Here is a 14,179-nt window from a genome sequence, read left to right as displayed (position 1 = left end):
CCACCCTTCTTGTAAAATAGAGGATATACGAGACCGGGAGGGGAAAGCGATGGGGACGACGGACAACGATATCAGGCTGATTGACGACATCCGACAGAGCCTCGGGCGCTGCATCTTGGGAAAGCCTGAAGCGATCGAACGGATGCTCGTCGCGCTGCTGGCGGGCGGACATGTCCTGCTCGAGGATGTCCCCGGCACCGGCAAGACGCAACTTGTGAAAGCGCTGGCAAGGGCATGCGGCGGGGTGTTCCGGCGCATCCAGTGCAACCCGGACCTTCTGCCCACCGATATTACGGGCGTGTCCATATGGCATCCGAAGGACGAGACGTTCGTCTTCCGGCCCGGCCCGATCATGGCGAACATTCTGTTGGCGGACGAGATCAACCGGGCGACGACGAAAACCCAGTCGGCGCTGCTCGAGGCGATGGAAGAGCGGCACGTGACGGTGGACGGCGTCTCGCATCCGCTGCCGGTTCCGTTCATCCTGTTCGCGACGCAGAACCCGGTCGAATTCGAGGGAACCTATCTGCTGCCCGAGGCGCAGCTGGACCGGTTCATGATGAAGCTGTCGATCGGATACCCCGACGACGAGACCGAACGCCGCATGGTGCTCGAGAACCGTTCGGACCAGGCGTACCTGCGCGTCGAACAGGTCGCGGAGATCGGAGATATCCTGCGGTTGCAGGAACGCGTCCGGACCGTGCATGCCGACGACGCGATCGGCGAATATCTGGTGCGCATCATCCGCGGCACGCGCGAGCATCCCGGCGTGCAGGTCGGCGCAAGCCCGCGCGCCTCGATCTCGCTGATGGCGGCGGCCCGGGCGAGCGCGCTGCTTGACGGACGCGACTACGTCATCCCGGATGACATCAAGCGGCTTGCGGTGCCCGTGCTGGCGCACCGGATCCTGATGAGCACCGAGGCGCGCGTGAACGGTCTGACCGCCGAGGAAGTCGTCCGCGAGGTCGTCGAGCGCACGCCGGTCCCCATCCGATTGGAGCGATGACGATGCCGGCCGCCAAAACCCTGACCGTACGCTGGCGGATGATCGCCGCGGTGTACGTGTGTTGCACCTTGTATCTGCTTTTTCAGGGCGGCAAAACGGCGGTTATGCTGTTCGTCATCCTGAACGCCCTGATCCTGTATCTTGCGCTCGGCAAGCTGAGCGGCATCGGGCGGGTCAGGGGCGAGCGAAGGCTGGGCGGCGATCCCTTCCCGCACCACCATGTCCTGACCGCCGGATCGCGGCTGGACGTCGAGCTCCACCTCCGCATTCCGGGCTTCTGGCCCATCCCCTATGTGCTCGTGCAGGATACGCTCGAACGGATCGGCGGCCGGCCGATGATGTTCGAGGTATCCTTCATCCCCGATTTCCGTCGGTCCGGCGCCGTCAGCTATTCGACGCCTCCGCTTCCGCGCGGCCGGTACGTGTTCCGGAAAACGGAATGCGTGACGCGGGACATCTTCGGCCTGTTCGAGCACCGGGGAGCCGTCGATGCCCATCACCGCTTCACCGTGCTGCCGCAGACGATACCGATCCGCGAGTGGAACAGGGTCGAGCGCGGGCTCAAGGGTCCCTACGCCCACGCCGTCTCGCACCGCCACGCGAAGGAGACGACGCAGATCAACGGCGTCCGGGAATACATATACGGCGACCGGCTGTCCCGCATCCACTGGAACGCGACGGCGAAGACCGGCCAGTGGAAATCGAAGGAGTTCGACCGCGAGTCGGTGCCGCGCACCGTCATCGTGCTGGACCGCTGCGGCACGGCCTACGGTAGCGCCGACCGGTTCGAGCTGGCCGTCTCGATTGCCGCGTCGCTCGTCGAATACGGCATCCGCAGAGAGATGGCGATCGGGCTCGTCTCGACGGGCGCCAAGGTCGAAGGCTTTCTCCCCCGGTCCATCGCCGATCAACGCCGGCTCATCCTGAACCATCTCGTCGACGTCCAGGCCGACGGAGCGGCCGGGCTTTACCGCTCGCTGCACCAATCGTCCGCGCTCATCCCGGGAGGATCGTTCGTCGTGCTCGTGACGCCGCATGACGGCGAAGAGGTGATCCGGACGATGGAGTGGCTGGAGCGGAACGGCAACACGCCGTGCCTGATCCATCTGCCCGGCGACCGTAACCTGTCGGACGTTCGCGGCTGGCAGCGGCTGCTCACCGTCCGCGGCTGGCCGGTGTACAATGTGCGGACGCTGGCCGAGCTGCCCGCGGCGCTGGAAGGGGGCGGCCGGTGATGGCGAAGCGGATCGCGACGGGATTCGGCCGCCTGCTCGTGCGGAACGGCTACCGGAAGCTCTGCTTCCTGTTCGCCGCCGTCATGCTGTGGCAATGGTACGATTCGCTCGAAAATTTGTGGTGGCCGCAGACGTTCGCAATCGTCCATACCGCGTTGATCGCGGGAACGGCGATCGAGCTGCTCGTGCCGGGCCGACTCCGGTGGAAGCTGCCGCTGCATGCGGCCGCGCTGCTTGCGTCCATCATGGCATGGAGCGGATTCCGCTGGATTCCGGCGCCCCGGGAAGAATGGAAGGACGCGGCGGCTTGGGGCGACTGGCTGGCGGAGATATCGGAGCCGCTCCGGCCTTACGTCGGCGTCTCTTCCGCCGCGTTCGGCCTGTTCCTGTTCGCGGGCCGGTTCAGCCGGACGCGTCCGCAGGTCATGCTGTTCTGCGCCGCGGTGATCTTGTCGCTGGCGGTGCTGGATTCGTTCACGACCATCTATCTGTGGGACGAGGTCGCCTGGTGCGTGTTCATTGCGCTGTGCTGGTTCGTGGCCGAGCACTTCGAGCGGTTCCGGCTCAGCCATCCCGACACCTGGCGGCACCTCGTCGAATATCCGGTATCGTTCGGCCTGTCCGTCGCTTCCATCCTCGGGCTCGTCATGGCGGCCGGGTTGCTCGCGCCGAGCGTCAATCCGGTGCTGAAGGATCCGTACACGCTCTGGATGGAGGCGCGCGGCGAATCGGTGCCGTCCTTCGTCGGCGACAAGGTGCGGAGCGTGCCGTCGTCGGTCAGGACGCGCGACGCCCGTTCCGGCTACAGCCGGGCGGATGACCGGCTCGGCGACGGCTTCGAGTTTGATTATTCGGAAGTGATGACCGTCCACACGTCGAGGCGCAGTTATTGGCGGGGCGAGACGAAGTCCGAGTATACGGGGCAGGGCTGGGTCGACAGCGAGGAGGAGCAGACGGAAGTCGGCCTGTCGGGTCTGGCGGCCGGCGAGCCGTTGCCGAAGATGCTGGCCGGCGAACCCCTCGCGCTTGCCCCGGAAGCGGAGACGGTAACCGTCGTCGCGACGGTCACGATGCGCCGGGATGAATCCTTTCCGGTGTTGTTCGGCCCCGACCAGCCGTCGGTGATCCGATCGATCGGCGAATCGGAGTCGATGCCGCCCGCGCTGGCCTGGCTGCCCGAATCCGCCGAACTGCGCTGGCCGAGGTCGGACAGGACGCCGTATCCGGATGTCTACACGATCGAATCCGAGCAGGTCGTGCTGGACGAAGACCGGCTGCGCGCTGCCGGTCCGCCGGATCCGCGCATTGCGGAGCGGTATACCCGGCTGCCGGACATGCCCGAACGGGTGCTCCGGCTCGCGGAGGAGATCACGGCCGGGGCGGCGAGCGACTACGACAAGATCCGGCGGATCGAGGCCTATCTCAAGGAGAATTACCCGTACTCGAACACGCCGGACATCTCGAGGCGGCGCAGCGAAGACTTCGTCGACGCCTTCCTTTTCGAAGTGCGGGAGGGCTACTGTGACTATTTCTCGACGGCGCTGGCGGTCCTCGCGCGCGCGTCCGGCGTTCCCGCCCGCTGGGTGAAGGGATTCGCGCCGGGCGCCCTGCCGGCCGAACTCTTCATCGGCATGCCGGGGGAAGCGCTCGATCCGGACATGGGCGGCACGTACACGGTCCGCAACGCGGACGCCCATTCCTGGGTCGAGGTGTATTTCGAGGGATTCGGCTGGATTCCGTTCGAGGCGACGCCCGGCTTCTCGTATCCGTACGTTTATCCGGCAGGCGAGACGCCGGAGATCGTGATGCCCGAACTGCCCGACATGGACTCGATCGCCGAATCCGCGGGCGAAAGCGGCGGGATCCGGATTCCCGCGCATGTGTTCCGCGCCGTCTCCGTCCTCGGCCTGGCCGCCGCCGCGCTCGCGCTGGCCGCCGCGGCGATCTGGATCTGGCTGAAGCGTGACAAGATCCGGCCGCTCTGGCGGCGGATCCGGTTCGGCGCGATGAGCGCGAACGAGCAGATTGTCTACGAGACGGAACGGCTCATCCGCCTCTGCCGCAGGCGCGGACTGGAGCGGAACGAGCACGAGACGCTGCGCGAGACGTTCAGGCGCTGGAGCGAACGGCGCCGCTCGCTGGCCGACGACTTCCGGGAACTGCTCGTTCTGTTCGAGCAAGCGAAGTACGGCGGACGTCCGCTCGCGGAGGAAGATGTGCGGCGGTTCGCCGCGAAGGTCCGGCTGATCCGGGAACGGTTGTAGCGCATGCCGGCGGTTCCGCATCCCGCCGCAGACGGCGGCGGACGGAACCGCCGCCGTTTTGCAATCTTTTTCGCCGGTGTGATATAGTTTTGCCATAAGCCGGGGGTCAAGGCGACGAACACGACACAAGGAGCAAGGAATATGCTGGAATGGCTGCTCCCGCACCAGGTGGCGGGAACCATATATGATATCGATCTCGAGAAACTCCGGGCGGAAGGCATAACCGGCATCATTTGCGATCTCGACAACACGCTGGTCGGCGCCCGGGATCGTTCGGCGACGCCGGAGATGGTGGAATGGCTCAAGCGCGTCCGGTCCCTCGGTTTCAAAATGATCATCGTCTCGAACAACCGCCGCAAACGCGTGTCCCGGTTTGCGGAACCGCACGGCATACCCTATATATACAGGGCGCGCAAGCCGGTGCGTGCCTCATTCCGAAAGGCGCTCGCCCGGCTGGGACTCGAGCCCGGCCAGACCGTCGTCATCGGCGACCAGCTGCTTACCGATGTGCTCGGCGCGAAGCGGTCGGGACTGCGCGTCATTCTGGTCAAGCCGATCGCGCCGGCGCAGGAGGGGGTGGCCACCCGTTTCAACCGCATCATCGAGCGGGTGGCGCACCGAAGACTTTCGCGCAAAGGATTGTGGCCCAGGGAGGAATCACCGTGACGGCAAGCGACGCGAAGGCGGACGCACCCGTCTGTCCCGGCTGCGGCGCCCGGCTGCAGACCGAGTCGCCGGACAAGCCGGGTTATGTGCCGGAGCAGGCGCTCGGGCGCGAAGACGCGATCTGCCGGCGCTGTTTCCGCATCAAGCATTACAACGACATGACGCAGGTTGCGGTCGACCGGGATGATTTCCTGCGCATGCTCTCCGGCATCGCCTCGACCGACAGCCTCGTCGTCCACATCGTCGACCTGTTCGATTTCGAAGGCAGCGTCATCAGCGGGCTGCAGCGGTTCGTCGGGAACAATCCGGTGCTGCTCGTCGTGAACAAGATCGATCTGCTGCCGAAATCGACGAACTGGAACAAGATTCAGGCATGGGTGCGGCGGCAGGCGAAGCGTCTGGGATTGAGGCCGGCCGGGGTCGTGCTGTGCAGCGCCGCCAAGCGGATCGGCTTCGAGCGCGTCGTCGAGGCGATCCAGACGCTGCGGGACGGACGCGACATCTATGTCGTCGGTGCGACGAACGTCGGCAAGTCGACGCTGATCAACTCCCTCATCCGGGATTACAGCGATCTGGACCGGGAGCTGACCGTGTCCCGCTATCCGGGCACGACGCTCGACCAGATTCGCATCCCGCTCGACGACGGCCGATACATCATCGATACGCCGGGCATCGTCTACCCGTACCGGCTGACCGAGCAGGTGCCGAAGGGCGTGCTGCCGAAGCTCCTGCCCGAACGGCCGCTGAGGCCGCTCGTCTATCAGCTGAATCCGCGTCAGACGCTGTTCTTCGGTGCGCTCGCCCGGTTCGACTTCGTGCGCGGCGAGCCGCAGTCCTTCACGATCTACGTCTCGCCCGCGTTGAACGTCCATCGGACGAAGCTCGAGCGGGCGGACGAGTTGTACGCGGAGCATCGCGGCGGGCTGCTCTCGCCGCCGGACGCCGACGAACTGGATTTGCTGCCGCCGTGGACGCGGCATTCGCTGCGCGTGCCGCCGGGCAGCCGGACCGACATCAGCATATCCGGCCTCGGCTGGATCCGGGCGAACAGCGCGGCCGGCGCCAACGTCGAAGTGTACGCGCCGAAAGGCGTCCATGTCATGCTGCGCGAAGCGATGATTTGAGCGTCCAAGTGAAGCGGGGAGAGGATGCACTGCGATGAACGGATCCGCGGCCACCGAAGCGGTCCCGTCGATCGACAGCCATACGGTGCTGTACGGCGTCATCGGCGACCCGATCCGCCATTCGAAATCGCCGGTCATGATGAACCGCGCGTTCCGGGAGACCGGCGTCAACGCCGTCTATGCGGCGTTCCAAGTCACGGCCGACCGGCTCGCCGCCTTCGCGGAAGGGGCGCGGGCGATGGGCATGGGCGGCTTCAACGTGACGATTCCGCACAAGACCGCGATCATGGCATATCTCGACGAGATCGATCCGACGGCCGAGGCGGCGGGGGCGGTCAACACGGTCGTCCGCCGGGACGAGCGGCTGATCGGCTATAATACCGATGGACCGGGCTATGTGCGATCGCTGAAGGAGGAAGCGGGCGCGGAAATTTCCGGCCGGCGCGTCGTCGTCCTCGGCGCCGGCGGTGCGGCGCGGGGCATCCTCCACGCCCTCGCGCGGGAGAATCCGGCGCACATCGCGATCGTGAACCGGACGTTCGCCCGGGCGGAAGAGCTGGCGCGGTCGCTGCCGTCCGGCGCGGCGGAGGCGATCGGGCCGGACGACCTGCGCGAGGTCTGCGCGGACGCGGACATCGTCATCAACACGACGTCCGCCGGCATGTCGCCGAATACGGACGAGCTGCCGCTCGGCATCGACGCGACCTGGATGAAGCCGGGCGCCGTCGCGAGCGACATCGTCTACAATCCGCTGCGGACGCGGTTCCTCGCGGAAGCCGAACGGGCGGGATGCCGCACCCATTCCGGTCTCGGCATGTTCATTTATCAGGGCGCGTACGCCTTCGAATATTGGACCGGGCGGCCCGCGCCCGTGAAAGCCATGCGCGAGGCCGTCCTCCGGGCGCTCGGCGGATAGCGGGCCGCGGGATGCCGGGCCTACCGGCAGCCGCGTCCGGATGACCGGGGGCCGTTTCCCCCGTGCCGGCCGTCCGCCCCGGACAACCGGGTGGCGCCGGGTGACGTCCATTTATTCAGGAAAGCGGGTCGATTCCATCATGCTGACCGGAAAACAGATCCGTTACCTCCGCGCGCTGGCGCATCCGCTCAAACCGATCTTCCAGGTCGGCAAGGGCGGCGTGAACGACCATCTGATCCGCCATGTGTCGGAGGCGCTGGAAGCGCGGGAGCTGATCAAGGTCTCGGTGCTGAACAACCAGGAAGGCGATCCGAAGGAGATCGGCGCGGAGATCGCGCGGCGCGCCGGAGCCGAGCTGGTGCAGGTGATCGGCAAGACGATCGTGCTGTACCGGGAATCGAAGGATCGCAAGAAGATCGAGCTGCCCTGACGGGCGGCGGCGAAGGAGCCGGATGAGCATTGAAGCGCGTCGGATTGATGGGCGGCACGTTCGATCCGATCCATCTCGGCCATCTGTTGCTCGCCGAGACGGCCCGGGATCGGTGCGGCCTGGACGAGGTCTGGTTCATCCCGAGCCGGACGCCGCCGCTCAAATCGCGCGAACCGGCCGCGTCGGGCGAGGACCGGCTGGAGATGGTGCGCCTCGCGATCGCCGGCAACCCGGCTTTCCGGGCGCTGGACCTGGAGCTTCGCCGGCCGGGCGTGTCGTATTCGATCGATACGGTGGCCGAGCTCGGCGCGAGACATCCCGAATGCCGGTTCTCATACATCATCGGGGGGGACCGGGTGAACGATCTGCCGCGCTGGCACCGGATCGAAGAACTGGCGGCGGCCGTATCGTTCATCGGCGTCGCGCGGCCGGGGCATCCCGTCGATATCGGTTCGTTGCCGGAATTTCTGCGGGCGCGCGTGCGCCTCATCGAGATGCCGCAGCTCGACATCTCGTCTTCCGGCGTCCGGGCCTCGAGGCGGGAAGGCCGTTCGATCCGGTATCTGGTTCCCGACGGCGTGCACGATTATATCGTAAGGAAGGGGTTGTATGGATCGTAACGCGATCATGGAGCGCGTGCGGGCGCAGATGCCCGAACGACGCTGGGCGCACACCGCCGGCGTCATGGAGACGGCGGTCAGGCTGGCGGAGCGGTACGGCGCGGATCCGGCGAAGGCGGAGCTCGCCGCCATGCTGCACGACGTCGCCAAGTATTGGGCGATCGAAGCGCAGAGACGCGTGCTGATCGAGAGCGGCGAGGCCGGCGATCTGCTCGGCTATGATCCGGCCCTGTGGCACGCCCCGGTCGGCGCCTATGTCGCGAAGCGCGACTACGGCGTGGAGGATGCCGCGGTTCTGGACGCGATCCGCTGGCACACGTCGGGGCGCGTCGGCATGACGAAGTTGGACAAGGTGGTGTGTCTGGCCGATTACATCGAGCCGGGGCGCGATTTTCCGGGAGTGGACAGGATCCGGGAAGAGGCGGAGCGCAGCCTGGAGCGGGCGCTTGTCCTCGGTTTCGATTCGACGATCGCGTACCTGATCGCCAACGGCCGGCCGATATACCCGCTGACCGTGATGGCGCGCAACGATCTGATCCGACAACTCGACAAGGAGGCCGATAACGGTTGATGCAACCCGATGAATTGCTGCGGCTCGTCGTGGATGCGGCGGAGGAGAAGAAGGCGCACCGCATCGTCGCGCTGGGACTTGCGGGCATCTCGCCCGTCGCCGACTATTTCGTCATCTGCCATGGCAACTCGGACACGCAGGTGCAGGCGATCGCCGGCGAGATCCGCAAGAAGGCGGAGGAGCGGGGAGTGCCGGTGCGCGGCGTCGAAGGGCTGGATGCCGCCCGATGGGTGCTCATCGATCTCGGCGACGTCATCGCGCACGTCTTCCATCGCGACGAACGCGAGTATTACAACCTCGAGCGGCTCTGGTCGGATGCGAAGGTTGTAGAGTTCGCGTGAGCCTGCAGCGGCGCGGGCTTCCGCGCGGGGCGGTGCCTTGCGGCGGAGATTCCGGCCCGTGTGCCCTGACGGAGGGCGGGAGCGCCTGCCGCCGGGCCGGAGGCGCTCCGAGCCGCCGCCGTCCGGACGGAAGTCGACGCGCAGCCGAATCAACGCCTTGCCTGTTCGAACGAATCAAACGGGATCAGCCGGCGTCGCGGTCGTTCCGATCCTGCGGCAACGGCTGATCCGGAAGGAGCCTGTATGCGGGCCTACAGACAATTCGCGCTGGTCTATGACCGGCTGATGGAGGATATGCCGTACGCCGAATGGCTCCGGTTTGCCCGGCAATGCTGGGAGCTGGCCGGCATTCCAGAGACGGTCGTCGATCTCGGCTGCGGCACGGGCAACATCGCGATTCCGCTCGCGAAATCGGGATTCCGCGTCTTCGGCATCGATCTGTCGGCCGACATGCTCGCCGTCGCGCGCAGCAAGTGGGACGCTTCGCCCCACCGTTATACCGGCAACGGCTCGATCCGCTGGCTGCAGCAGGACATGCGCGACTGGGAGCTGCCCGAACAGGTGGACGCGGTGTTGTCCTTTTGCGACTGCATCAACTATCTGTTGGAAGAAGAAGACGTGGAGGCGACGTTCCGCGCGACGCGCCGCGGGCTGAAGGACGGCGGCCTGTTCCTGTTCGACGTCCACGCGCCGCGGCAGCTCGAGCGTTACGCGCGGGAGCAGCCGTTCACGTTCAACGAGCGCGACATCGCCTACATCTGGACAAGCGAGTATTCGCCGGACCGGCGGGAGATCGAGCATCATCTGACCATCTTCACCCGCGACGACAGGGACGGCAAATACATCCGCTTCGAGGAGACGCACATCCAGCGGGCCTATGAACCGGAGTGGATCCGCGGCGCCCTGTTGCGCGCGGGCTTCTCGCATGTCGAGATGTACGCGGATTTCAAGTTCGAGGCGCCCGGCGAAGATGCCGAGCGGTTGTTCTTCGCGGCGACCGCGTGAAGTCGGCGAAGCCGGGCGCCGCTCCGTATATCCCCCCGTTTCCGCGTGAACCGTTCCTCCCTCAAAACAGCGTGAGCTGGAGCGGCGTGCAGCCCGAACCGGCCCGCTCTTCGTCGCATGCGGCGGCTGCATGACCGTCCGCCCTTCCGACCGGACCGGCCCCGGACCCGTCCGTACCGCCTGTCCCTTCCGCTCCAAACCTTCCGTCGACAGGCGTTCGCCCGACATCTTCTTTCGGTTTCCGCCCGATCAGGCCGCGGCGGCGAAACTCCGCCTCCACCCGCTCGCGCGCGGGGCGAAGATAGCTGTCCGGCAAGCCCGCCCGCATGTAGTACAGCCTGCCGTACGCGGGAACGAGCTCCGGATCATGCCGCTCGAGCGTGCCGAAAAACCACTGCTTCACTTCCGGCGTCTGCAGCCGCAGGAAATCGACCATCGCCCGGCCCGCCCCGGCGGCGGCGCACGCTTCGGCCAATTCCGCCGCGGCTTTGCGGGTGTCGGTCAGATAGGGCAGCATCGGCGCCGCGAACACCGTGACCGGGATGCCCGCGTCGGCAAGCCGCGCGATCGTCTCCAGCCGGCGCCACGGCGCGGGACTGGCCGGCTCGAACCGCCGCCATATCCGCATGTCCAGCGTGTGCAGGCTGATGTTGACCGACAGCACCCGCGCCCGGCGCAGGATGTCCAGATCGCGCAGCACGAGCGGCGAGCGGGTCGTCACGCTGAACGGGACGCCGTAGTCGGCCAGCGCCTCGAGACACCCCCGGGTGAGCTTCGCCTTCGCCTCCAGCGGCTGATAGGGGTCCGTCGCCGTGCCAACCGCCACATGGCCGGGCATCCGGCCCAGCCGCGCCATCCGGGCCAGCTGCCCGCGAAGAATGTCCGGCGCTCCCTCCTTCCAGTAAATGTGACGCTGGAACGTATCGTCCGCCGGTCGTCCCAGGAAGGCATGCGTGCTCCTGGCATAGCAGAAGCTGCAGCCGTGCTGGCAGCCGCGGTACGGATTGATCGACCAGTCGAACGGCATCGCGGGCACGCGCACCCGGTTCAGAATCGTCTTCGCCGCCATCGGTTCCAGGGTCGGCCGCATGGCCGCACCTCCCTTTGTACACGAACATGTGTTCCCATTATACCACTCCGCCCGCGTTCCGGCCAAGCCCGCAGCCGATCCGCCATCCTTCCGCGCATCCGCCCGAACTTGACACACGCCGCCCGCTGGCCTATAATCGGAATGACATTTACATGACCAGATAATGGCTGTGAAGAGGAGCAGTAGCGCGGACCGCGCCGGAACCAGAGAGCCGGCGGCTGGTGCGAGCCGGACCGGACGGCGCGCGAACTCGCCTCGGAGCCGCATTCGTGAACCGGCGCCCAGCGCCGCCAGCGATGCCGTCGGGCCCGCGTTAGGGGCTGCGAGTGAACAGCGGCGAAGCACGCCCGCTGTTAACTAGGGTGGTACCGCGGGAGAAGCCTCTCGTCCCTAGCCGATGCGCTATGGATGGGAGGTTTTTTTGATGAAGATCAATCGGCTGACAGACGGAAGGAGACGCATGCGAGATGGCAACGGAAGCGAAACGGCATGTCTATGATCCCGGCACGATCGAGCCGAAATGGCAGGCGTACTGGGAGAAGAACAAGACGTTCAAGGCGTCGGACGACTTTACGAAGCCGAAATATTACGTGCTCGACATGTTCCCGTATCCGTCCGGATCGGGACTGCACGTCGGCCATCCGGAAGGGTATACGGCCACCGACATCGTCGCCCGTTACAAAAGGATGCGCGGCTACAACGTCCTGCACCCGATGGGCTGGGACGCGTTCGGGCTGCCTGCCGAACAGCACGCGCTGAACACGGGCGAGCATCCGCGCGGCTTCACGGACCAGAACATCGCCAATTTCCGCCGGCAGATCAAATCGCTCGGATTCTCGTACGACTGGGACCGCGAGATCAGCACGACCGACCCCGCCTATTACAAGTGGACGCAGTGGATTTTCCTGCAGCTCTACAAGCGCGGGCTCGCCTACATGGCCGAGGTGCCGGTGAACTGGTGTCCGGCGCTCGGCACCGTGCTCGCGAACGAGGAAGTGATCAACGGCGTCAGCGAGCGCGGCGGCCATCCGGTCATCCGCGTGCCGATGCGCCAGTGGATGCTGAAGATCACGGAATACGCCGAACGGCTGCTGGAGGACCTCGAGGAGCTCGACTGGCCCGAAAGCATCAAGGAGATGCAGCGGAACTGGATCGGCAAGTCGGAGGGCGCCGAGGTGACGTTCACGGTCGACGGGCACGATGCCTCGTTCACGGTGTTCACGACCCGGCCCGACACGCTGTTCGGCGCGACCTACTGCGTGCTGGCGCCCGAACACGAGCTGGTGGACCGGATCACGACCGATGAATACCGGCAGGCCGTCGTGGCCTACCGCGAGGCGGCGGCGCGCAAGAGCGACCTCGAGCGGACCGATCTCGCGAAGGACAAGACGGGCGTCTTCACCGGCGCCTACGCGATCAATCCCGTGAACGGTGCGAAGATCCCGATCTGGGTCGCCGACTACGTGCTGGGAGGTTACGGCACGGGCGCGATCATGGCCGTTCCGGCCCACGACCAGCGCGACTGGGAATTCGCGAAGAAGTTCGGCCTGCCGATCGTCGAGGTTGTCCAGGGCGGCGACATCACGAAGGAGGCGTACACCGGCGACGGCCCGCACGTCAATTCCGGCCTGCTCGACGGCCTCCACAACGAAGAAGCGAAGGCGAAGATGATCGAATGGCTCGAGAAGGAGGGCAAGGGGCGCGCCAAGACGACGTACCGGCTGCGCGACTGGCTGTTCAGCCGCCAGCGTTACTGGGGCGAGCCGATCCCGATCCTCCATCTCGAGGACGGCACGATGAAGCCGGTTCCGGAAGACGAGCTGCCGCTCCTGCTTCCGGATCTCGACGAGATTAAGCCGACGGGCACGGGCGAATCGCCGCTTGCCAACGCGACGGACTGGGTCAACACGGTCGATCCGGAGACGGGCCTGAAGGCCCGCCGCGAGACGAACACGATGCCGCAGTGGGCGGGAAGCTGCTGGTACTACCTGCGCTACATCGACCCGCACAACGACAAGGAGCTCGTCTCGAAGGAGAAAGAGCAATACTGGATGCCGGTTGACCTGTACATCGGCGGCGCCGAGCACGCGGTGCTGCACCTGCTCTACGCGCGGTTCTGGCACAAGGTGCTCTACGACATCGGCGTCGTCTCGACAAAGGAGCCGTTCCGGAAGCTCGTGAACCAGGGCATGATCCTCGGCGAGAACGGCGAGAAAATGAGCAAGTCGCGCGGCAACGTCATCAACCCGGACGACATCGTGAACGAGTACGGCGCCGATACGCTCCGCATGTACGAGATGTTCATGGGACCGCTGGAAGCGACCAAGGCGTGGAACACGAACGGCCTCGAGGGCATCCACCGGTTCCTGAACCGTATCTGGCGGCTGTACGTGACCGAAGACGGCGCGATCAACCCAAAAATCACGGACGAGGGCGGGGACGAAGCGTTCATCCGCACCTGGCACCGGACGATCAAGAAGGTGACGGAAGACTACGAGAATCTCCGCTTCAACACGGCGATCAGCCAGATGATGATCTTCGTGAACGAAGCCTACAAGGCGGAAAAGCTGCCGCGCAAGGCGATGAACGATTTCCTCCAGCTCTTGTCGCCGATTTGCCCGCACATCGCGGAGGAACTGTGGGAGCGGATGGGTCACGGCGACACGATCACCTACGAGCCGTGGCCGGAATATGATGAAGCCTGGATCGCCGACCGGGAGATCGAGATCGTCATCCAGGTGAACGGCAAGATCGTCGAACGGGTGAAGGTGGCGGCGGACGCGACGGAAGAGGAGCTCGAGCGGCTCGCGCGCGAAAGCGGCCGCGTGAAGGAGCTTACTTCGGGCAAGACGGTGCGCAAAATCATCGTCGTCAAGGGCAAGCTCGTCAACGTCGTCGCGAACTGACCGCA

General features: G+C 65.8%; 13 protein-coding genes and 1 other annotated feature. Of the genes, 12 read left to right on the top strand and 1 reads right to left on the bottom strand.

The window, feature by feature from the left end; all coding sequences use genetic code 11:
• Window positions 1–49 precede the first annotated feature (49 nt).
• From A9Z00_RS05780 to A9Z00_RS05730, 11 genes are all read left to right on the top strand, one after another.
• The gene (locus A9Z00_RS05780; RefSeq protein ID WP_296975212.1) at window positions 50–1,006 is read left to right on the top strand and encodes an AAA family ATPase; all 957 of its coding nucleotides are present in this window, start codon (window positions 50–52) and stop codon (window positions 1,004–1,006) included.
• Window positions 1,007–1,008: 2 nt separating this feature from the next.
• Entirely contained in the window at window positions 1,009–2,241 is a 1,233-nt protein-coding gene (locus A9Z00_RS05775) for a DUF58 domain-containing protein (protein WP_296975211.1), read from the top strand.
• On the top strand, window positions 2,241–4,505 hold the full coding sequence (locus A9Z00_RS05770; RefSeq protein ID WP_296975210.1) for a DUF4129 domain-containing transglutaminase family protein: 2,265 nt from the start codon (window positions 2,241–2,243) through the stop codon (window positions 4,503–4,505). The genes A9Z00_RS05775 and A9Z00_RS05770 overlap by 1 nt, the downstream gene beginning before the upstream one ends.
• Window positions 4,506–4,646: 141 nt before the next feature.
• Window positions 4,647–5,171: a YqeG family HAD IIIA-type phosphatase gene (locus tag A9Z00_RS05765; protein WP_296975209.1), complete on the top strand. Its 525-nt coding sequence runs from the start codon at window positions 4,647–4,649 to the stop codon at window positions 5,169–5,171.
• Complete coding sequence (gene yqeH / locus A9Z00_RS05760) at window positions 5,168–6,295, top strand: ribosome biogenesis GTPase YqeH (protein ID WP_296975208.1); 1,128 nt, start codon at window positions 5,168–5,170, stop codon at window positions 6,293–6,295. The genes A9Z00_RS05765 and yqeH overlap by 4 nt, the downstream gene beginning before the upstream one ends.
• 34 nt (window positions 6,296–6,329) lie before the next feature.
• On the top strand, window positions 6,330–7,211 hold the full coding sequence (gene aroE / locus A9Z00_RS05755) for a shikimate dehydrogenase (protein WP_296975207.1): 882 nt from the start codon (window positions 6,330–6,332) through the stop codon (window positions 7,209–7,211).
• Between the two features lie 139 nt (window positions 7,212–7,350).
• A complete protein-coding gene (yhbY, locus tag A9Z00_RS05750) occupies window positions 7,351–7,641 on the top strand; it encodes a ribosome assembly RNA-binding protein YhbY (RefSeq protein WP_296975448.1) in 291 nt (96 codons plus the stop codon).
• Window positions 7,642–7,670: 29 nt separating this feature from the next.
• On the top strand, window positions 7,671–8,261 hold the full coding sequence (gene nadD / locus A9Z00_RS05745) for a nicotinate-nucleotide adenylyltransferase (protein WP_296975206.1): 591 nt from the start codon (window positions 7,671–7,673) through the stop codon (window positions 8,259–8,261).
• Window positions 8,251–8,832 carry a bis(5'-nucleosyl)-tetraphosphatase (symmetrical) YqeK gene (yqeK, locus tag A9Z00_RS05740; RefSeq protein ID WP_296975205.1) on the top strand — a complete coding sequence of 194 codons (582 nt, stop codon included), beginning with the start codon at window positions 8,251–8,253 and terminating at the stop codon, window positions 8,830–8,832. Before nadD ends, yqeK begins: the two co-directional genes overlap by 11 nt.
• Complete coding sequence (gene rsfS, locus A9Z00_RS05735; protein ID WP_296975447.1) at window positions 8,832–9,173, top strand: ribosome silencing factor; 342 nt, start codon at window positions 8,832–8,834, stop codon at window positions 9,171–9,173. Before yqeK ends, rsfS begins: the two co-directional genes overlap by 1 nt.
• Window positions 9,174–9,416: 243 nt before the next feature.
• Window positions 9,417–10,178 carry a class I SAM-dependent DNA methyltransferase gene (locus A9Z00_RS05730; RefSeq protein ID WP_296975204.1) on the top strand — a complete coding sequence of 254 codons (762 nt, stop codon included), beginning with the start codon at window positions 9,417–9,419 and terminating at the stop codon, window positions 10,176–10,178.
• A gap of 61 nt (window positions 10,179–10,239) precedes the next feature.
• Here A9Z00_RS05730 and A9Z00_RS05725 read toward each other — a convergent pair whose 3' ends face one another.
• On the bottom strand, window positions 10,240–11,268 hold the full coding sequence (locus A9Z00_RS05725; protein ID WP_296975203.1) for an SPL family radical SAM protein: 1,029 nt from the start codon (window positions 11,266–11,268) through the stop codon (window positions 10,240–10,242).
• Window positions 11,269–11,428: 160 nt separating this feature from the next.
• Window positions 11,429–11,663 (top strand) — a binding site (T-box leader).
• 72 nt (window positions 11,664–11,735) lie between these two features.
• Between A9Z00_RS05725 and leuS the strand changes: the two genes are divergently transcribed.
• Window positions 11,736–14,174, top strand: a complete 2,439-nt coding sequence (leuS, locus tag A9Z00_RS05720; RefSeq protein WP_296975202.1) for a leucine--tRNA ligase — start codon at window positions 11,736–11,738, stop codon at window positions 14,172–14,174.
• Window positions 14,175–14,179 lie beyond the last annotated feature (5 nt).

This window comes from Thermobacillus sp. ZCTH02-B1 (genome assembly GCF_002159085.1).
Lineage (GTDB): Bacteria > Bacillota > Bacilli > Paenibacillales > Paenibacillaceae > Thermobacillus.
This window is presented reverse-complemented; position numbering and strand designations above follow the sequence as displayed.